Annotated in this window: 16 protein-coding genes; 9 read left to right on the top strand and 7 right to left on the bottom strand. The window is 65.5% G+C overall.

The genetic code is table 11. The features are described from left to right. Position 1: 1 nt before the first annotated feature. Positions 2-703, top strand: coding sequence for a hypothetical protein (locus tag E4K65_RS24145; RefSeq protein ID WP_135176282.1), 702 nt, complete (start codon positions 2-4; stop codon positions 701-703). Positions 704-995: 292 nt separating this feature from the next. On the opposite strand, the gene E4K65_RS24135 is transcribed toward E4K65_RS24145, so the two are convergent. From E4K65_RS24135 to E4K65_RS24105, 6 genes are all read right to left on the bottom strand, one after another. Further along, positions 996-2,339, bottom strand: a complete 1,344-nt coding sequence (locus E4K65_RS24135) for a c-type cytochrome (protein WP_135176280.1) — start codon at positions 2,337-2,339, stop codon at positions 996-998. Beyond that, positions 2,336-4,504 carry a xanthine dehydrogenase family protein molybdopterin-binding subunit gene (locus E4K65_RS24130; RefSeq protein ID WP_167771093.1) on the bottom strand — a complete coding sequence of 723 codons (2,169 nt, stop codon included), beginning with the start codon at positions 4,502-4,504 and terminating at the stop codon, positions 2,336-2,338. Before E4K65_RS24130 ends, E4K65_RS24135 begins: the two co-directional genes overlap by 4 nt. Before the next feature lie 8 nt (positions 4,505-4,512). Further along, the gene (locus E4K65_RS24125) at positions 4,513-4,977 is read right to left on the bottom strand and encodes a (2Fe-2S)-binding protein (RefSeq protein ID WP_209312083.1); all 465 of its coding nucleotides are present in this window, start codon (positions 4,975-4,977) and stop codon (positions 4,513-4,515) included. Positions 4,978-5,533: 556 nt separating this feature from the next. After that, positions 5,534-6,670 (bottom strand): DSD1 family PLP-dependent enzyme, encoded by a 1,137-nt coding sequence (locus tag E4K65_RS24115; RefSeq protein WP_135176448.1) that lies wholly within the window; start codon positions 6,668-6,670, stop codon positions 5,534-5,536. 375 nt (positions 6,671-7,045) lie between these two features. After that, positions 7,046-8,470, bottom strand: a complete 1,425-nt coding sequence (locus tag E4K65_RS24110) for a methyl-accepting chemotaxis protein (protein ID WP_135176277.1) — start codon at positions 8,468-8,470, stop codon at positions 7,046-7,048. Between the two features lie 120 nt (positions 8,471-8,590). Continuing rightward, a complete protein-coding gene (locus E4K65_RS24105; RefSeq protein ID WP_135176276.1) occupies positions 8,591-10,339 on the bottom strand; it encodes a methyl-accepting chemotaxis protein in 1,749 nt (582 codons plus the stop codon). A gap of 203 nt (positions 10,340-10,542) precedes the next feature. Between E4K65_RS24105 and E4K65_RS24100 the strand changes: the two genes are divergently transcribed. From E4K65_RS24100 to E4K65_RS24065, 8 genes are all read left to right on the top strand, one after another. Next, positions 10,543-11,289, top strand: a complete 747-nt coding sequence (locus tag E4K65_RS24100; protein WP_092186776.1) for a YebC/PmpR family DNA-binding transcriptional regulator — start codon at positions 10,543-10,545, stop codon at positions 11,287-11,289. A gap of 231 nt (positions 11,290-11,520) precedes the next feature. Continuing rightward, positions 11,521-12,048 (top strand): crossover junction endodeoxyribonuclease RuvC, encoded by a 528-nt coding sequence (ruvC, locus tag E4K65_RS24095; RefSeq protein WP_027548336.1) that lies wholly within the window; start codon positions 11,521-11,523, stop codon positions 12,046-12,048. After that, complete coding sequence (gene ruvA, locus E4K65_RS24090; RefSeq protein ID WP_011084352.1) at positions 12,045-12,662, top strand: Holliday junction branch migration protein RuvA; 618 nt, start codon at positions 12,045-12,047, stop codon at positions 12,660-12,662. Before ruvC ends, ruvA begins: the two co-directional genes overlap by 4 nt. Positions 12,663-12,682: 20 nt before the next feature. Continuing rightward, on the top strand, positions 12,683-13,714 hold the full coding sequence (ruvB, locus tag E4K65_RS24085) for a Holliday junction branch migration DNA helicase RuvB (protein WP_209312087.1): 1,032 nt from the start codon (positions 12,683-12,685) through the stop codon (positions 13,712-13,714). Positions 13,715-13,807: 93 nt separating this feature from the next. Beyond that, entirely contained in the window at positions 13,808-14,671 is an 864-nt protein-coding gene (locus E4K65_RS24080; RefSeq protein ID WP_135176274.1) for a DUF6869 domain-containing protein, read from the top strand. A gap of 85 nt (positions 14,672-14,756) precedes the next feature. Then, a complete protein-coding gene (locus E4K65_RS24075) occupies positions 14,757-15,677 on the top strand; it encodes a metallophosphoesterase (RefSeq protein ID WP_135176273.1) in 921 nt (306 codons plus the stop codon). A gap of 114 nt (positions 15,678-15,791) precedes the next feature. After that, a complete protein-coding gene (gene ybgC / locus E4K65_RS24070) occupies positions 15,792-16,196 on the top strand; it encodes a tol-pal system-associated acyl-CoA thioesterase (RefSeq protein WP_135176447.1) in 405 nt (134 codons plus the stop codon). A 94-nt stretch (positions 16,197-16,290) separates the two neighbouring features. Continuing rightward, complete coding sequence (locus E4K65_RS24065) at positions 16,291-16,758, top strand: nuclear transport factor 2 family protein (protein ID WP_135176272.1); 468 nt, start codon at positions 16,291-16,293, stop codon at positions 16,756-16,758. A gap of 151 nt (positions 16,759-16,909) precedes the next feature. Here the strand turns inward: E4K65_RS24065 and E4K65_RS24060 are convergent. Next, positions 16,910-17,171, bottom strand: a 262-nt coding sequence (locus tag E4K65_RS24060; RefSeq protein ID WP_167771091.1) for a transposase, incomplete at its 5' end; no start/stop codon positions are given.

The following is a 17,171-nucleotide window of genomic DNA, read 5'->3' as shown; positions in this document are numbered from 1 at the left end:
ATTGACCCGGGAGCCCGTGATGCCGAGACTCGTTGCCATCCTGCTGTTGCTGCTGCTCTCGAATGATGCGCTCGCGCAGATCATGAGCAAGCCACGGCCGCCAGCCCAGGGGGCCGTGTCTCCTGCCGATATCGCGGAACGGCTGGAGAAGTCTGCCAACGAGACGGCCCGAATGGTGCCAAAGGCGGCGCGGGGCTCGGCGATCGATTTCGCTTGGCCGATGACTGCCGAGGAGTACGCTGCGACTGCAAAGCATGTGCTCGTGCTCGTGAGCGTCGTGACCCAGGATGCAGCGGAGCTCCCCCTGCGCCGCGTCCACATCAGGGCCGGCGGTAAGGATATCGAGCTGGTTCGCCTGAGCCATGAGTTGGTCGGTGTCTCGAAAGGCTCCAGGACCTTTTCGGTGCTTGGCCCCTATCGCGAGGACGGATTCTATCTGGCCCCGGCCGACGCAATGATGGCGGAGGGTTACCTGCAGGCCGACTTCGCGACGCGCCGCAGCGATTTCAACCTGTACAAATTGCCGGGCACGGCACCTGATTTCATTCGGTCGGACAAGAACCCCGTGCCACCGCCTGACAGCAAGCCGGATCTGGCGGTGGTCAAGGCGATGATCAAGCGAGAGTACAAGGGCTTCAAGCCTCCGACGTTCGAGCGGGCGATGTTGCCGTTCACGGCGAGGTTGGCGGGTCTTGAGTTTTAGTCTGTCATCGCATCGTGCCGGTGCGTGAGGGCGGCCGGCCGGGGCCGGCGGCGCCGAAGTTCTGGTTGAGTTGAAGAGCGACGCCACACCCTCGGTACCCCCTCGGTGTCGTCCCGGCGAAGGCCGGGACCCATAACCACAGGAAGTAGTGTGGGGCACAGCTCCCACTCCGAGTCTTCGCCAAACTACTCCCTGTGGGTATGGGTCCCGGATCTGCGCTTCGCTTGTCCGGGACGACGGCGGAGGTTGATGCGCGCGATTGCGCATCAATCTCGCCGCAGATGGCTGCGCGCTACTCCGCCGTCTGCTGCCTCAGCTCCGCGACATCCTTCGCCGTCAGCTTCGAGCCCTTGGTGCCGAACCGCGCCGTGACGTAGTTCGCCACTGCCGCGATCTCGTCGTCGGTATACGCGTTGCCGAATGCCGGCATCGGCAGCGCACCATCCGGCGTATGCCGCTTGGTGCCTGAGATCACGATCTGCGCGACGTTGGTGGCGGCGGGGTCGTTGACGGCCCAGGTGCCGGTGAGTGTTGCCATCGGCGACACCGGGCTCTCGCCGCTCCAGCCGTGGCAGCTGGCGCAGGCGCTGGCGAACACCTTCTTGCCGCGGGCATCGGCCGTGACGCCGTCGCGGTGCGAGGCGGGCGCGGCCGGCGCCGTGGTGGCAGGCAGGTCGGGCGAGGGCACCGGCGGCACGCTGCGGAGGTAAGCAACGATGCTGCTGATGTCTTCGGGGGCGAACTGGCTAAAGCTGTGGTCGACCGCTTCGCCCATCGGACCCGAGGCCGAGCCGTGGCCAGGTGCGTGGCCGAGCGACAGATACGAGATCAGATCCTCGTCGCGCCAATTGCCAAGGCCGGTCGCCTTGTCGGAGGAGATGTTGAAGGCACGCCAGCCGGCCGTGATGGCACCGCCGAACTTCTTGCGGTTATCCAGCGCGAAGCCGAGATTGCGCGGCGTGTGGCACTCGCCGCAATGCGCCAGCGCCTCCGCAAGATACGCGCCGCGATTCCATTCCGGGCTCTTCGACGTATCGGGTGCAAAGCGCGTGTCCGGATTGAACACGGCCGACCAGAAGATCATCGCCCAGCGCTGGTTGAACGGGAACGACAGCGTGTTGTCGGGCGCCTTCGCGCGCACCGCCGGCAGGCTGAACAGGTACGCCTTCACCGCCAGCACGTCCTCGTCGGTCATGAAGGTGTAGGACGTATAGGGCATCGCCGGATAGAGCCGCGCGCCGTCATTGCGCTTGCCGTGCTGGACCGCGTTCAGAAAATCCTGGTCGCTGTAATTGCCGATGCCGGTGTCCTTGTCCGGCGTGATGTTGGTGGAATAGAGCGTGCCGAACGGCAGCTTGAAGGCGAGCCCGCCGGAATAGTCCTTCTCGCCCGGCTTGGTGTGGCAGACCATGCAGTCGGCCGCCTTCGCCAGATACTCGCCGCGCTCGATCAGGCTCGCCTTCTCGAGCTTGGCCGGCACGCCGGTCGGCTTGCCGGCGCGATAATCCGCCAGCGCCACTTTCTTGCCGCCGGCGAAGTCGAGCGGGCCGGGCCCGCGGATGATGAAGACGCCGAGCGCCACCGCGACGATGGCGATCACAATGAGGCTCGCGAGGATGCGCATCTTGCCGCTCATGCCTTCCTCCCCGCAGCCAGCAGTTTCCGGTCGATCGGCAGGCGCCGCAGCGCCACGCCGGTTGCGGCGTAAATCGCGTTGCGCAGCGCCGGCGGTCCCGCCGTCGTGCCGGTCTCGCCAATTCCGCCGGGTGCCTCGCCGCTCCTAACGACGTGAACCTCGATCTTGGGCGTCTCGTTGATGCGCATCATGCGGTAGTCGTGGAAGTTCGACTGCTGCACCCGCCCCTTGTCGATGGTGATCTCGCCGTAGAGCGCGGCGGTAAGGCCGAAGATCAGCCCGCCCTCGACCTGAGCCACGATCGTATCGGGATTGACGGCGATGCCGGTATCCACCACCGAGGTCGCACGGCGTAGATTGATCTCGCCTTGCTCGTCGACCTCAGCTTCCACAACGGTTGCGATGAAACTGCCGAAGGACGGCTGCAAGCACACGCCGCGCCCGACGCGCGCCGGCAAGGGTTGACCCCAATTGGCTTTCTCTGCCGCAAGATTGAGGACGGACAGGAAGCGTGGTTGATTGGCCAGCATTCCACGGCGAAACTCGACCGGGTCCTTGCCCGCCTTGCGCGCCAGTTCGTCGATGAAGCATTCGACCGCAAACACGTTGTTGTTGGGCCCGACCCCGCGCCAGAACCCCGTTGGTATCGCCGGCGGTTCGGCCCGCACATATTCGACGTGGACATTCGGGATGTCGTAGGGCACGTCGGTGGCGCTGTCGATCGCGTCGATATCGATGCCCTTCTGGAAGGCCGGCGGCAGCCAGCGCGCGATGATCGCAGCGCCGGCAATCTTGTATTTCCAGCCGACGATCTTGCCGGCCGACAAGGTCGCTGCGATCGTATCGCGATAGACCGGTCGGTAGATGTCGTGCTGAATGTCCTCCTCGCGGGTCCACACGACCTTGACCGGCCCGTCGACCTCTTTGGCGATGCGAACGGCCGCGACCACCATGTCAGGCTCGAGCTTGCGGCCGAAGCCGCCGCCCAGCAGGTGATTGTTGACGGTCACCTTCTCGACCGGGAGCCCGGCCGCCTTTGCCGCCTCCGACTGCACGCGCGCCATGATCTGCGTTCCGGTCCAGATTTCGCAGGAATCGGGCGTGCAATGCACCGTGGCGTTCAACGGCTCCATCGTTGCGTGGGCGAGAAACGGCAGCTCGAACGAAGCTTCGAGTTTTTCGCCGCTCGCGAGGCCCTTGGCGATGTCGCCGGTGGATTTGGCGACCACGCCGTCCTTTGCGCTGGCGGCGCGCAAATCGTCCCAAATCGCTTTCGAATTGATCTTTGCGTTCGGTCCCTCGTTCCACGCGATGTCGAGCGCGTCCAGGCCTTTTTTCGCCGCCCACATGTGATCGCCGACGACGGCGACGAGATCGTCGAGCACGACGATCTTTCGCACGCCCGGAATCTTCTTCGCGGCACGATCATCGACCTTGCCGACCTTGCCACCGAAAACCGGGCACTGCGCCAGCGTTGCGAACTTCATGTTCGGCACGATGGCGTCGATGCCGTAGACCGCCTTGCCGTTGACCTTCTCGGGCGTATCGAGCCGCTTGAACGGCTGGCCGATATAGACGAAATCCTTGGGGTCCTTGAGCGGGACGTCCTTGGGCGGCGTCTGGCCGCTCGCGGCAGCCGCAAGCGCGCCATAGGAGAGCGTCCGGCCGCTCGCCTTGTGGGTCACCTCGCCCTTCGACGTCGTGCAACTGGCGGGATCGACGTTCCATTGCGCAGCTGCAGCCTGCACCAGCATGGCACGCGCGCTGGCGCCAGCCTCACGCAGCGGCTTCCAGAATGCCCGGACCGATGTGGAGCCACCGGTCGCCTGAATGATGAAAATCGGATTGCCGTAGAGCTTTTCGTTGGCCGGCGCGTGCAGCAGTTGGACTTTCGACCAATCCGCGTCGAGCTCTTCCGCCAGGATCATCGAGATCGCAGTGTAGATTCCCTGTCCCATCTCGACCTGCGGCATCACCAGCGTGGTCGCACCTTCAGGGTCGATGCGGATGAAGGCGTTGGGCGCGAACTTGCCGTCGGTCGCGTCAGGCGGCTGCACCGGCTCGTTGACGGCGGCGCGCAGCGGCAGGTGGAAGGCGAGCAGGAAACCGGTGGCGAGACCCCCGGTCAGGAGCGTGCGGCGGGAGATGCTGTTGTGTGCATTCATGGCGGACCTCACGACTGACGGCCGGTGGCGGCCTGCTTGATGGCCTCGCGGATGCGCACATAGGTGCCGCAGCGGCAGATGTTGCCGGCCATGGCGGCGTCGATGTCTGAATCGTCGGGGTTGGGCGTTGCCGCCAGCAGTGCCGCGGCCGACATGATCTGGCCGGACTGGCAGTAACCGCACTGAACCACTTCGGCCTCTAACCAGGCCTTCTGCACCTTCGCGCCCGCAGGCGTGCTGCCGACGTGCTCGATGGTGGTGATGGTGCGGTTCTCGACCGCGCTGACCGGCAGCACGCAGGAGCGCACCGCCTTGCCGTCGACATGTACCGTGCAGGCGCCGCATTGCGCGATGCCGCAGCCGAACTTGGTGCCGGTCATCCCGAGGATGTCGCGCAGCACCCACAGCAGCGGCATGTCCGGTGGCGCGTCGAAGGATTTCGTTTCGCCGTTGATGGTGAGAACAGTTGCCATATGCATCCCCTTGCTCGACGATCGCTTGCGGCGATCAAGCCGACGAAATTTCCGCGCGACCATAATCATAACGACGCGAACCGATGAAGCGTCGAAATTCCTGGCAATGCATATTTGCGCGACCGAAGCGTCAGGCCATGACGTTCACGAATTTGTGCGGCGATCGCTGCAACGGTTTTGGGCTAATTGATATGATAATCGTCATGTTTTGGCGCATTTTCGTCGTATGCATCGTCGATCGCTGCAGATGACCGTGCGAACGCGCAAAATCATGCGATGACGAAACTCGTGCGTTTGGGAAAGTCGGGCGGCGATCGCGGCTACGTTCGACGGGATTAATCGCGGCTGGCCATTGTTGTGCCCGCTCCCCTTGCGGGAGAGGGCAACACCGCTGGGGGATACAACCTCACTAGGGTGAGGGGTCTCTCTTCGCGAGTCCGGAATTGTAGGGTGGGCAAAGGCGCACTTGCGCCGTGCCCACGAACTTTGCAAGACAGCAATAGACACGTGGGCACGCTTCGCTTTACCCACCCTACGGCACTGCGCCGTGAGTATGTCAGGTGACCGCGCCCCGCGCCGCGATCGGCCAAAGCGCCTCCACGCGGGCGTCCGGTTTATTGAAGCCGCGCACGCCGACATACCAGTCGTAGAGATTGACGGTCGGGTCGCAATGACCCGGGATGAGCGTCACCTTGTCGCCAATCGCCAGCCGTGACGAAGCGCTGTCGAAGTCGAGCAGGCCGTGCTCGTCAGAGGGCCGATGATAGCGCAGGTCGGGCCGGCCCAGCACAACCGGAAATCCGCTGTCGTTTGACAGGGCCTTGTGGCCCGCATCGATGACCGCGCGTTCGCCGGAGGGAGTGCTCATCACGGTCGCGATCACGAACAGCGCATGCTCAAACAGGTTGGCATTGCGCGTCCCGTCGGCGACGTTTTTCGCGTAGTCGGCGTCCATGAAAATATAGGAGCCGGCCTGCAATTCGTTCCAGACGCCGCTAGCGCCTTCGAGTTCGAACGTCCCGGTTCCCGCGCCTCCAATCGTCCGGCATTGAAAGCCTGCCTCCTTGAGGACGCGAAGTGTTTCCATGGTCGCGTTCGCGGCACTGGCGATGGCAGCGCGCCGCTCCTCCGGCGTGCGCAAGTGCTGGGCGGAGCCGTGGTAGGCCTGTAAGCCGCCGAACGACAGGAAGCGCGAACCCGCCGCCTGCCGCGCCAGGCCGGCTGCGGCTGGCCCCGGCCTGACGCCGCAGCGACCGGCACCGACGTCGACCTCGACCAGGACTTCGATCTGCGAGCCGGCCCGTTCCGCGGCGAGCGCCAGTTGCTCAAGAACGATCGAATTGTCGACGCAAACGCTGATGCGCGCGTGGCGCGCGAGGGACGCGAGCCGTTCCAGCTTCCGCAGACCCACGACCTCATTGCTGACGAGGACGTCACTCACCCCGCCCGCCACCAGGATCTCGGCCTCGGCAACCTTCTGGCAACACATGCCAACCGCGCCGCGCGCGATCTGCTTGGCCGCGATGATCGGCGACTTATGGGTCTTCGCATGCGGACGCAACCGAACGCCGAGCTTGCCGACCGCTGTCGCCATCGTGTCGAGATTGCGCTCGAAGGCGTCGAGGTCGATGATCAGCGCCGGTGTATCGATCTCGGAAAGCGGCGCGCCGATTTGGGTGGGTGGAAGGGACATCGAAAACCAGCTGATTGTGTTCGGGCTCGCGCCCCGAATATGCGGCAGCCTTTCTATGGCAACAACGGCCGTCGCACCAGTGCTGGCGGCTTCGACGCTCGGCTGCAAAGGTCGACGAGCAACGTGAGAAGGGCTCGCGCCAGGACCCGTCGCTGATCTGCTCCGGGGCAGACGCAGGACTCGTGCGGTGAGCAGCCCCTCTGCTGCAAGTACGATTTCGGAATATTGGTATTCTATCCCTGTTTTGCCCGACGGGTCAAGGGTTCGTCAGGCGCCTTGCGTGCGATGAGGCGCAAGCCATTGATTCCTCACGCCCCGGCTACTGTGCATGGGGTTGTTTTTCAGATTTTGATGTGAGGGCCGCAGGAGCGGTCGTCAGCCGTGCCGGAAGCCCATCCGGAACGCGCCCCAGTGCTTGCCGCGGACCATGATCGGCGAGGACAGGTCCTTCATCAGCACGAACTGCCCGCCGCCCATGTCGCGGCGATAGGTCTGGAGCAGGAACGGCTTGGTGTTCGCAGCGACCTTCTTCACCGCGCGGTCGTTGAACAGGCGGCGGTTGCGGCAATTGGCGTTGTTCCAGACCGGGTCCTTGCCCTGCGGCAGGCGGTAGTTCGGATTGTGGGTCGGCAGGTAGCCGCCCCTGGCCCAGGCGACGCAGAAAACGATGCGGGGGTCGGATTTCTGGATCGGGTCCTGGATGGCGGGCAGCACGCGGTCGGTGAAGTCGACGTAGCTGGTGAGATACTGCTTTGGATCGGTGCCGGGAATTTCCCGGTACTTCTCGTCCATGAGCTGGTCGAGCGTGATCTCGCCGCGATCGATCGCGGCCTCGAACTCGGCCGAGATCTGCCTGGCGGTCTCGACGACCGCGCGGATCAGCGGCGCGTCCGACGTCTCCACGCCGCTGTCGGCGATCATCGCGATCAGGCCTTCGGAGGTGTCGAGCAGCTTCGTCACCCTCTGATCGGCGCTCTTGAGATCGCGCGAGGAGAGGTCGACGCCCTTGGCGAGCTCGTTGAGCTCGCTGATGACGGTATCGCAATGGCCGAGATTGGAGGTCGCCGCGCGCGCGACGCTGTCGATCTCCGCTTCCACGGAGGCGAAACCCTGCTGGACGCGCGAGATGATGCTGGAGATCTGCTGGGCGCCTTCGCCGGCGGTCTTCGCGCGCTGCGAGGCGTCGCTACTCTCGCCGATCAGGCCTTCGATCTGGCCGTCGAGATCGCGCACGGTGTCGGAGATCTGGTGCGTGGCCTGGCGGGTGGCTTCGGCGAGGTTCTTCACCTCGCTTGCGACCACTGCGAAGCCGCGGCCGGCATTGCCGGCCCGCGCTGCCTCGATGGTGGCGTTGAGAGCGAGCAGATTGGTCTGTTTCGCGATCGCCTCGATCGAGCCGGATACCTTTGCCACCTGCGCCAGCGCCGAGCCGACCGCGCTCAAGCGCGCTTCGATCCGCCCCACGGCGGCGACAAGCTCGGAGATGTGGCTGACGGCGGTATCGACCGCGCCGCGCGACTGCGCGATCTCGCCGACCGCAGCGGACGTCGTCGTTTGCACAGCCTGCGACGCATTGGCGATGTCGTGGTTGGCCGAGACCATCGTCTGGGCCGTCTCCTGGAGGTGATGGAACCGTTCCGACTGGTTCGCGACGCGGTTTGCGACTTCCTGGACGTTGCCGGCAATGTCGGCGAGCTCCACGCCGAGGCCGCCGATGCGGTCGGCGAGCTGGTCGATCAGGCGTTCGGCGAGCGTCCGGTTGGATCCGGTGTCCAGTACGGCAAGTTGTGCGACGGACATGTCTTGAGAGTCCTCCAGTCAGAGCCGTGCGCCGGCCCTCCGCGGCATTCCCAGTCCAGCTTCGACCTTAGAGGATGATTCGCGCCCGGCGTCTTGCCCAGGAGTGCACGAGAGCGTGCACTACAGCTTGTAAGCGGTGCGGAATCCGCCCCAGTGCCGGCCCTGCACGCGGATCGGGACGTCGATCTCGCGCATCATCACCGTGGTCCCGTTGCCCATGTCGCGCGCATAGCTCTGGACCAGGTACGAGCGCAGGTTGCGCGCGGCCGCCAACCCCGCCGGATCGTTGAAAATGCGCCGGTTGCGGCTGTTGGCCGTGTTCCAGGCGACGTCGCCCGGCCGCTGCGGATGCGAATAGATCCTGTTGTGCACCGGCAGGAAGCCGTTGCGGTCGACCATGGCGCAGAACGCCATGCGCGGTTCCTTGGCGAGAAACGCTTCCTGGAACGGCGGCAGCGCGCGGTCGGCCCAGTCCAGATATCTGGTGCGGTATTGCTGCGGATTGGTGCCCGCAATCTCCACATAGTCGGTGTCGAACAGGTCGTCGATCCTGACCTCGCCGCGTGCAACCGCCTGCTCGAAGATCGCGGTCAGCGCGCTGCCCGCTTCCATGGCGCGGGTGACGAACTCCGTGTTCTCTTCGTGGATCGCCCACAGCCGGTCTTCGATCTTCTCGCTGAGCTCGGCATTGGGATTGACGAAGTGCGCGCGGGCTCCCGCCTTGGATTGCTCGACGACGCGCAGGCGGCAGGCGCCGACCTGTTCGAGGCTGCCTTCGATCATCGCTTGCGGTGCCAGCCGGCCTGCGTCCGCACCGCCGATCAGCACGCCGTCCATCGCGATCTCGTAGACCGGCATCACTCCGCGCGCGCTCTCGAACTTGAGATGGCAGGGCAGGCGCTCGGTCTTGCGGCGGTCGTCGTGCTCGCTCTGGCGCAGCAGCACTGCGCAGCGCGATTTCAGCTTCTGTGCGAAGGTGGTGACCGCCTTGCCGGCGCTGGCGACGTTCTCGCCATGGGTCTCGGCCGCCTTGGTTGCGGCATCGATCTCGGCTGCGCTCTGGCCGACCGAGACGATGAACTCCGACGCGCTGGCGGCATTGCCTGAGACTTCGCTCGTGGTGGCGTTCTGCTCGGCGACCGCGCCATTGACGGTCTCGAACACCGGGCGGATCGCCTCGATCGCCTGCGAAATGCGGTGCACGGCATCGGCGGAGCCGGCGGCGTCGCGCTGGAGCGCGTCGATCTTCTTGGTGATCTCTTCCGTCGCGCCCTGGGTCTGCACCGCGAGTGCCTTGACCTCGGTGGCGACGACCGCAAAACCCTTGCCCGCAGCGCCGGCGCGCGCGGCCTCGATGGTCGAGTTGAGCGCGAGCAGCGTCGTCTGCCGCGCGATCTGGGCGATCAGATTGACGACGTTGCCGATGGCGGCGGAGGATTCCCGCAAGCGGTCGACATTGGCGCGGGCTTCCTGCGCCGCGGCACTGGCCTCGTCGGCGAGCTTGCCGGCCTCGCGAACCTGCGCCCCAATGCCTTGGGCGGACTGGGTGAACTTGTCGGCGGCATGGGCGAAGGTGGATGCGGTCGACTGCGCGGCGTTGGTGCGGCCGGTCAGGGCGTCGGTGCGGTCGCGAATGGCCGCAAGGGTCACGGCGGTCGCTTCGGCGCCGCCGGCCACCGAATTGGCGGCGCGCTCGAGCTGGCGGATCATCGCGCCCAGCTCGAGTTCCAGCAGTTCCAGGATTTCCCTGGCCGAATCGCCCTCAGTGGCCGGGCCGGGCTCGGAATGGGCCGGCGGCTGCGCAACCTGCGGGGCGGCCGCAGGCGCAGCCATGTCCGGCAGACGCTTCCGAAATAGTCCGAACGCCATCAGGTCTCTCTTGTCGGGGGACGGTCGGACATTATTTTCGCAGTCCGGAATGAAGTCAGGGTTAACGATGCCTGACATCTAGGCCCGAGGCATTACTGTGTTACCTTAAAGTCGTAGAGCCTCTTCATTTCGGTGGGTTGGCGGCCTATAAGGCCGCGCTTCTCACACTCACCTTGGCTGACGATTCCTTTACGAGACCACGCATGGCCGGACATTCCCAATTCAAGAACATCATGCACCGCAAGGGGCGGCAGGATGCCCAGAAGTCGAAGCTGTTCGGCAAGCTGGCGCGGGAAATCACCGTCGCCGCCAAGCTGGGGACGCCCGACCCCGCCATGAACCCGCGCCTGCGCGCCGCCGTGATCGCCGCGCGCCAGGAGAACATGCCGAAGGACAATATCGAGCGCGCGATCAAGAAGGCGCTCGGCAGCGACGGCGAGAACTATGACGAGATCCGCTACGAGGGCTATGGTCCCGGCGGCGTCGCCGTCATCGTCGAGGCGTTGACCGACAACCGCAACCGCGCCGCTTCCGACATCCGCTCCTTCTTCACCAAGTCCGGCGGCAACCTCGGCGAAACCGGCTCGGTCTCCTTCATGTTCGACCGCACCGGCATCATCGAATACGACCGCAGCGTCGCCTCCGACGACGCCGTGCTGGATGCTGCGATCGAGGCCGGCGCCGACGACGTGATCTCGGGCGAAGGCGGCCACGAGATCTACGCCTCGACCGAAGGCTATCGCGACGTCGCCAAGGCGCTGGAAGCCAAGTTCGGCGAGCCGCGCAAGGCCGCGCTGATCTGGAAGCCGCAGAACACGGTCGCCGTGGACGATGAGACCGGCGAGAAGCTGCTCAAGCTGATGGACCTGCTCAACGAGCACGACGACGTCCAGCACGTCTACGCCAATTTCGAGGTGTCGGACGCGCTGATGGCGAAGATGGGCGGCTGAGGTCGCCAGCCTCAAATTCCGCTGTCGTCGTCCGGCTTGACCGGGCGACCCAGTATTCCAGAGGGCGTGATGGGATACGGAGAAGCCGCGGCGTACTGGATATCCCGCCTTCGCGGGGTATGACGATGGAATATGGCGTGGGCAGCGTGGGCCCAGCCGTGGCCTCACTTCCCCTGTTACTTTCGTTCTGTTTCTGTTTCGCTCCAAGCAGCCAGCCGCTATCACTGGCCCATGACTGCGCTCCCGATTCGTGGCCCCGTTCGCATCATCGGTATCGACCCCGGCCTGCGCCGTACCGGCTGGGGCGTGATCGAGGCCGAGGGCAACCGCCTGATCTATGTCGCCTGCGGTTCGGTGGAACCGCCGGACGACCTGCCGCTGTCCAGCCGCCTGCTCGCGATCCATGAAGGGCTCGCGGCCGTTCTGTCCGATCACAAGCCGATGGAAGCCGCGGTCGAGCAGACCTTTGTCAACAAGGACGGCGTTGCCACCCTGAAGCTCGGCCAGGCCCGCGGCGTCGCCATGCTGGCGCCCGCAATGTTCGGCATCAGCGTCGCCGAATACGCGCCGAACCAGGTGAAGAAGACCGTGGTCGGTGCCGGCCATGCCGACAAGCAACAGATCGCGATGATGCTGAAGATCTTGCTGCCGAAAGCCGAGCCGCCGTCAGCCGACGCCGCCGACGCGCTCGCCATTGCCATCACCCACGCCCATCACCGCCAGAGCACGGCGCTCAGGCTGAAGGTGGTGGGGATATGATTGGCAAACTGAAGGGCCTGATCGATTCCTACGGCGAGGATTTCGTCATCCTCGACGTCGGCGGCGTCGGCTACCAGGTGCACTGCTCGACGCGCACGCTGCAGCATCTGCCCTCGCCCGGCGAAGCCGCGGTGCTGTCGATCGAGACCTATGTCCGCGAGGACCAGATCAAGCTGTTCGGCTTCCGTACCGACCAGGAACGCGAATGGTTTCGCCTGCTCCAGACCGTGCAGGGCGTCGGCGCCAAGGTCGCGCTCGCCGTGCTCGGCACGCTGGCGCCTTCCGACCTCGCCAATGCGATTGCGCTGCGCGACAAGGCCGCGGTGGCGCGCACGCCGGGCGTCGGGCCCAAGGTCGCCGAGCGCATCGTCACCGAATTGAAGGACAAGGCGCCGGCCTTCGCCAATGTCGATCCCGCCGTCGTGCACCTTGCCGGCGCCGTCGACGACCAGCGCGCGCCGCGGCCGGTGGCGGATGCGATCTCCGCGCTGGTCAATCTCGGCTACGGCCAGCCGCAGGCCGCGGCCGCCATTGCGTCGGCCTCGCGCAGCGCCGGTGAAGGCGCCGAGACGGCGCAGCTCATTCGCCTCGGTCTGAAGGAACTCGCGAAGTGAGCGATCCCAAGGCCAACCGCATGGTCTCACCGGAGCGCCGCTCCGATGACGTCGGCGACACCGCGCTGCGCCCGCAATCGCTGTCCGATTTCGTCGGCCAGCAGCAGGCCCGCAAGAATCTCTCGATCTTCATCGAGGCCGCGCGCAAGCGCGGCGAGGCGCTGGATCACGTGCTGTTCGTCGGGCCCCCCGGCCTCGGCAAGACCACGCTGGCGCAGATCGTGGCCAAGGAACTCGGCGTCGGCTTTCGCGCCACATCGGGCCCCGTGATTGCCAAGGCCGGCGATCTCGCCGCCCTGCTGACCAACCTCGAAGAGCGCGACGTGCTCTTCATCGACGAGATCCATCGTCTCAGCCCGGCGGTGGAGGAAGTGCTCTATCCCGCGATGGAGGATTTTCAGCTCGACCTCATCATCGGCGAGGGCCCGGCGGCGCGCTCGGTCAAGATCGAGCTGTCGAAATTCACCCTGGTCGGCGCCACGACGCGTGCGGGCCTGCTCACCAATCCCTTGCGCGACCGCTTCGGCATTCCGGTCCGACTCAATTTCTACACCATCGAGGAGCTCGAAAGCATCGTCAGCCGCGGCGCGCGCGTGCTGAACGTCGGCATGAGCGCGGATGGCGCCAACGAGATCGCGCGCCGCGCTCGCGGCACGCCGCGCATCGCCGGGCGCCTGCTCCGGCGCGTGCGCGATTTTGCTTCGGCTGCGAATGCCGACACGATCGATCGCAAGATCGCCGATCACGCACTCAGCGCGCTCGAGGTCGACGCCGCGGGCCTGGATGCCATGGACCGTCGCTATCTCACGACCATCGCGATGAACTATGGCGGCGGTCCCGTCGGTGTCGAGACGATGGCCGCAGCGCTCTCCGAGCCGCGCGATGCGATTGAGGACATCATCGAGCCCTATCTGATCCAGTGCGGCTATCTCCAGCGCACCCCGCGCGGCCGGCTGCTCACCTCGCACGCCTTCCGCCATCTTGGCCTCGCCGAGCCCAATCGCGATGCGGCACAGTTCGGCCTGTTCGGCACCGACGAAAGCGACGACTGATCGCCGCAGTCGATGAACCCACCGGTTCCATCCTGGCACTAATCCGAACGCGCGGCGAGCAGGATTGCCGCACACGGACTGGAGTGGGAAGGAATGGCGCCGACGGACGACACGAGGCTGCTCAAGACCATCGCGCCGCAGCTGCGCACGCCCGACGAGACCGAGGCGCTGCTGGATTCGATGCCGCTCGGTGAGCTGGCGTCGATGTGGTGCGCGCTCCAGCGCGTCAGCCGTCGCGACCAGGTCGGCAGCATCTGGGCCATCAAGGTCTATTTCGACCATCTGCCGCATCGCAGGCCGCAAGCCGCGCTCGATCTCGTGCTCGATGTTCTCAAGACCGAGACCGACAAGCCGACGGTGATGCAGCTCAACGACAAGTTCCTGCTGGCGCTGTTCTATGCGCATGGCACGGAGGTGATGGCGCGTGTCGAGCAGGAAGCCGCGCACAATGACCGTCTGCGCTGGCTGCTGGGCGGCGTGCATGTCGGTCCCGACGATCCCTTGATGTCGCGTATTGCAGGCCTCGCCGATCGCGAGGCGTGGCATGCCGACCATCTGGCGCAGCGCACGCCGCGCGAGCCGCTCGATTGCGCCAACATGTCGGTCACCGAGCTCGCGCGCGCCTGGGTCGAGCAATATTCCAGATCCGAGCGCGACCAGGACGACAATCTGTTCGCGATCATGGATTTCGAGCGCGACCTGCGCGAAGACGATCCCGACAGGATGATCGATTTGATCCTGGAGATCCTCAAGATCGAGTCCAACCCGGTGCTGCTGTCGCTGCTGGCCGCCGGTCCCCTCGAAGACGTGATCAGCGTCGGGACGATCGACCGCATCGAGCGCGAGGCGCGCGCCGACGCACGTTTTCGCGATCTGCTCGGCGGTGTCTGGTACTACCGTGCGCCCGACGAATTGAAGGCGCGGCTGGATGCGCTGGTCGGCGAGGGCCGATGGTAGCCTTTGTGCAGACGGTCTGCACGAGCTAACCCCAATTCCGCTTCAATCGGCCCGCATCAAGATGCCGTAGCAGAAGCGGACTTCCATGATCACGCGCCGTCGTCTCATCCGTTCCTTCGGCGGCCTGTCCGCCCTCGGTGTCTCGACCGCCGCCTACGGCGTCGGTATCGAGCCGGTGCTGCGGCTCGGCGTCACCCGCTATCATCCGACCCCGCGGCAATGGCCGGCGGATCTGCCGCTCAAGATCGCCGTGATCGCCGACGTCCATGCCTGCGATCCCTGGATGTCGCTGGAGCGGATCGAGGCCATCGTCGACCGCACCAATGGGTTGAATGCCGACCTCATCGTGCTGCTCGGCGACTATGTCGCCGGACTTCACCAGGTCACGCGCATCATTCCCGCGAACGAATGGGCCAGGGTGCTCGCGGGCCTGAAAGCGCCGCTCGGCGTCCATGCCGTCATGGGCAATCACGATTATTGGGTGGACAGGGCCGTGCAGCAGGCCGGGTATGGCCCGACGGTGGCGCATCGTGCGCTGGAGGCGGCCGGTATTCCCGTCTACGAGAACGACGCCGTGCGTCTCACCAAGGACGGCCGCCCGTTCTGGCTCGCCGGCCTCGGCGATCAGCTCGCCTTTCTGCCGGCGCGGCGCTTCCGGCGCACCGGGCGCGTCGGCGCCGACGATCTCACCGCGACGCTCGCCAAAGTCACGGACGACGCGCCGATCATCCTGCTCGCGCACGAGCCCAACATCGCCCCGCGCGTGCCCGCGCGCGTCGCGCTGCAACTGTCCGGCCACACTCATGGCGGCCAGGTCCGGCTGCTCGGCTGGTCGCCGGCAGTTCCCCGGCAGCACGGCCTCCGGCTCGCCTATGGTCATGTCAGGCTGAAATGCGACGTCATCATCTCCGGCGGCCTCGGTTGCAGCATCATGCCGCTCCGTGTCGGCGTGCCGCCGGAGATCGTCGAGGTGACGCTGGGGAGGACGGGGCCGGCGGTGGCGTAGCCTGCGCTTGCACGGCCGGCCGTTTTTGCGCAAAACGGGCCGGTAGCAAAAAGCGAAGAGGCACGCGACGTGACTGCCCATCTCGACGGCGAGATCCGCGACGGCCGCCATCACATGCAGGTCCGCGTCTACTACGAGGACACGGATTTCTCCGGCATCGTCTATCACGCCAATTACCTGCGCTTCATGGAGCGCGGGCGCACCAATCACCTGCGGCTGATGGGCGCCGAGCAGCAGGCGCTGTTCGAGCAGCCCGCGACGGAGGATGCCGGCTTCGCCTTCGTGGTGCGCTCAATGCGCCTCGATTTCCTCAAGCCCGCGCGGATGGACGACGTGCTCGACGTCGTGACCTGGCCGGTCGCGGTGAAGGGGGCCTCCATCATGCTCGCACAGGAGGTCCGGCGCGGCGAGGATGTGCTGGTCAAGGCCGAGGTACGCGTCGCCTTCATCAGCGGCGGCCGTGCCCAGCCGATCCCGAAATCGATCCGCAGTTTGATGAAGGCTGATTTGATTTCGTGATCGCCCGATAAGTGATCGCCCGATAGGTGATGGCCACTCGACTCCGCCGGCTGCGGCGATAGATTTGCGGCCCCGACCAACCGATGAGGCCATCATGTCGCGCCCGCCGCTTCCGCCCTTCACGAAAGAGACCGCCGCGCAAAAGGCCCGCATGGCCGAGGACGCCTGGAATTCACGCGATCCGGTGCGCGTTTCGCTCGCCTACACCGAGGACAGCCGCTGGCGCAATCGCTCGGAAGTCTTCCGGGGCCGCGAGGCCATCGTCGCCTTCCTCACCCGCAAATGGGAGAAGGAGCACGACTACCGCCTGATCAAGGACCTCTGGGCCTTCGACGGCAACCGCATCGCCGTGCGCTTCCAGTACGAGTGGCACGATGCAAGCGGCCAATGGTATCGCTCCTACGGCAACGAGCAGTGGGAGTTCGACGAGCACGGCCTGATGAAGCGGCGCGAGGCGTCGATCAACGACATCATGATTGCCGAGAAGGACCGCCGGTTTCATTGGCCCGCGCCGGGGCCGCGCCCGGCGGATGTGGCGGGGCTGGGGACTGACCCGTTCTGAGCCGCGCAAGCAACTCTCAATCCTCATGGTGAGGAGCCGCGAAGCGGCGTCTCGAACCATGCAGGCCCTGCTGCCGCATCCGGGCCTTCATCCTTCGAGACGCGCGCGAGAGCGCGCTCCTCAGAGCCTGACTCAAAAAGCGTAGACGTTTTCAGGGTCTGGCCAAGCGGCGAGTTAAGAGCCTCAGATGGGCGGCGAGCAACCAGGCTAGCTCGGTGGCGGCAGAGGCTTCGAAGTCTTTGGAGAGGCGACGACATCTGCCGAACCATGCAAAGGTACGCTCGACGACCCAGCGCCTGGGCAGGAGCTGGAAGCCTTTGACCCCGAGCGGTCGCTCGACGATCTCGATCGTCCATGGTCCGCAGTTGGAGAGAGCGTTGACGAGCTGTTTGCCGCGATAAATCCGATCGGCA

This window comes from Bradyrhizobium niftali (genome assembly GCF_004571025.1).
GTDB lineage: Bacteria > Pseudomonadota > Alphaproteobacteria > Rhizobiales > Xanthobacteraceae > Bradyrhizobium > Bradyrhizobium niftali.
Note: the sequence above shows the minus strand (reverse complement) of the source record. Positions and strands in the feature narration are given on the sequence as shown.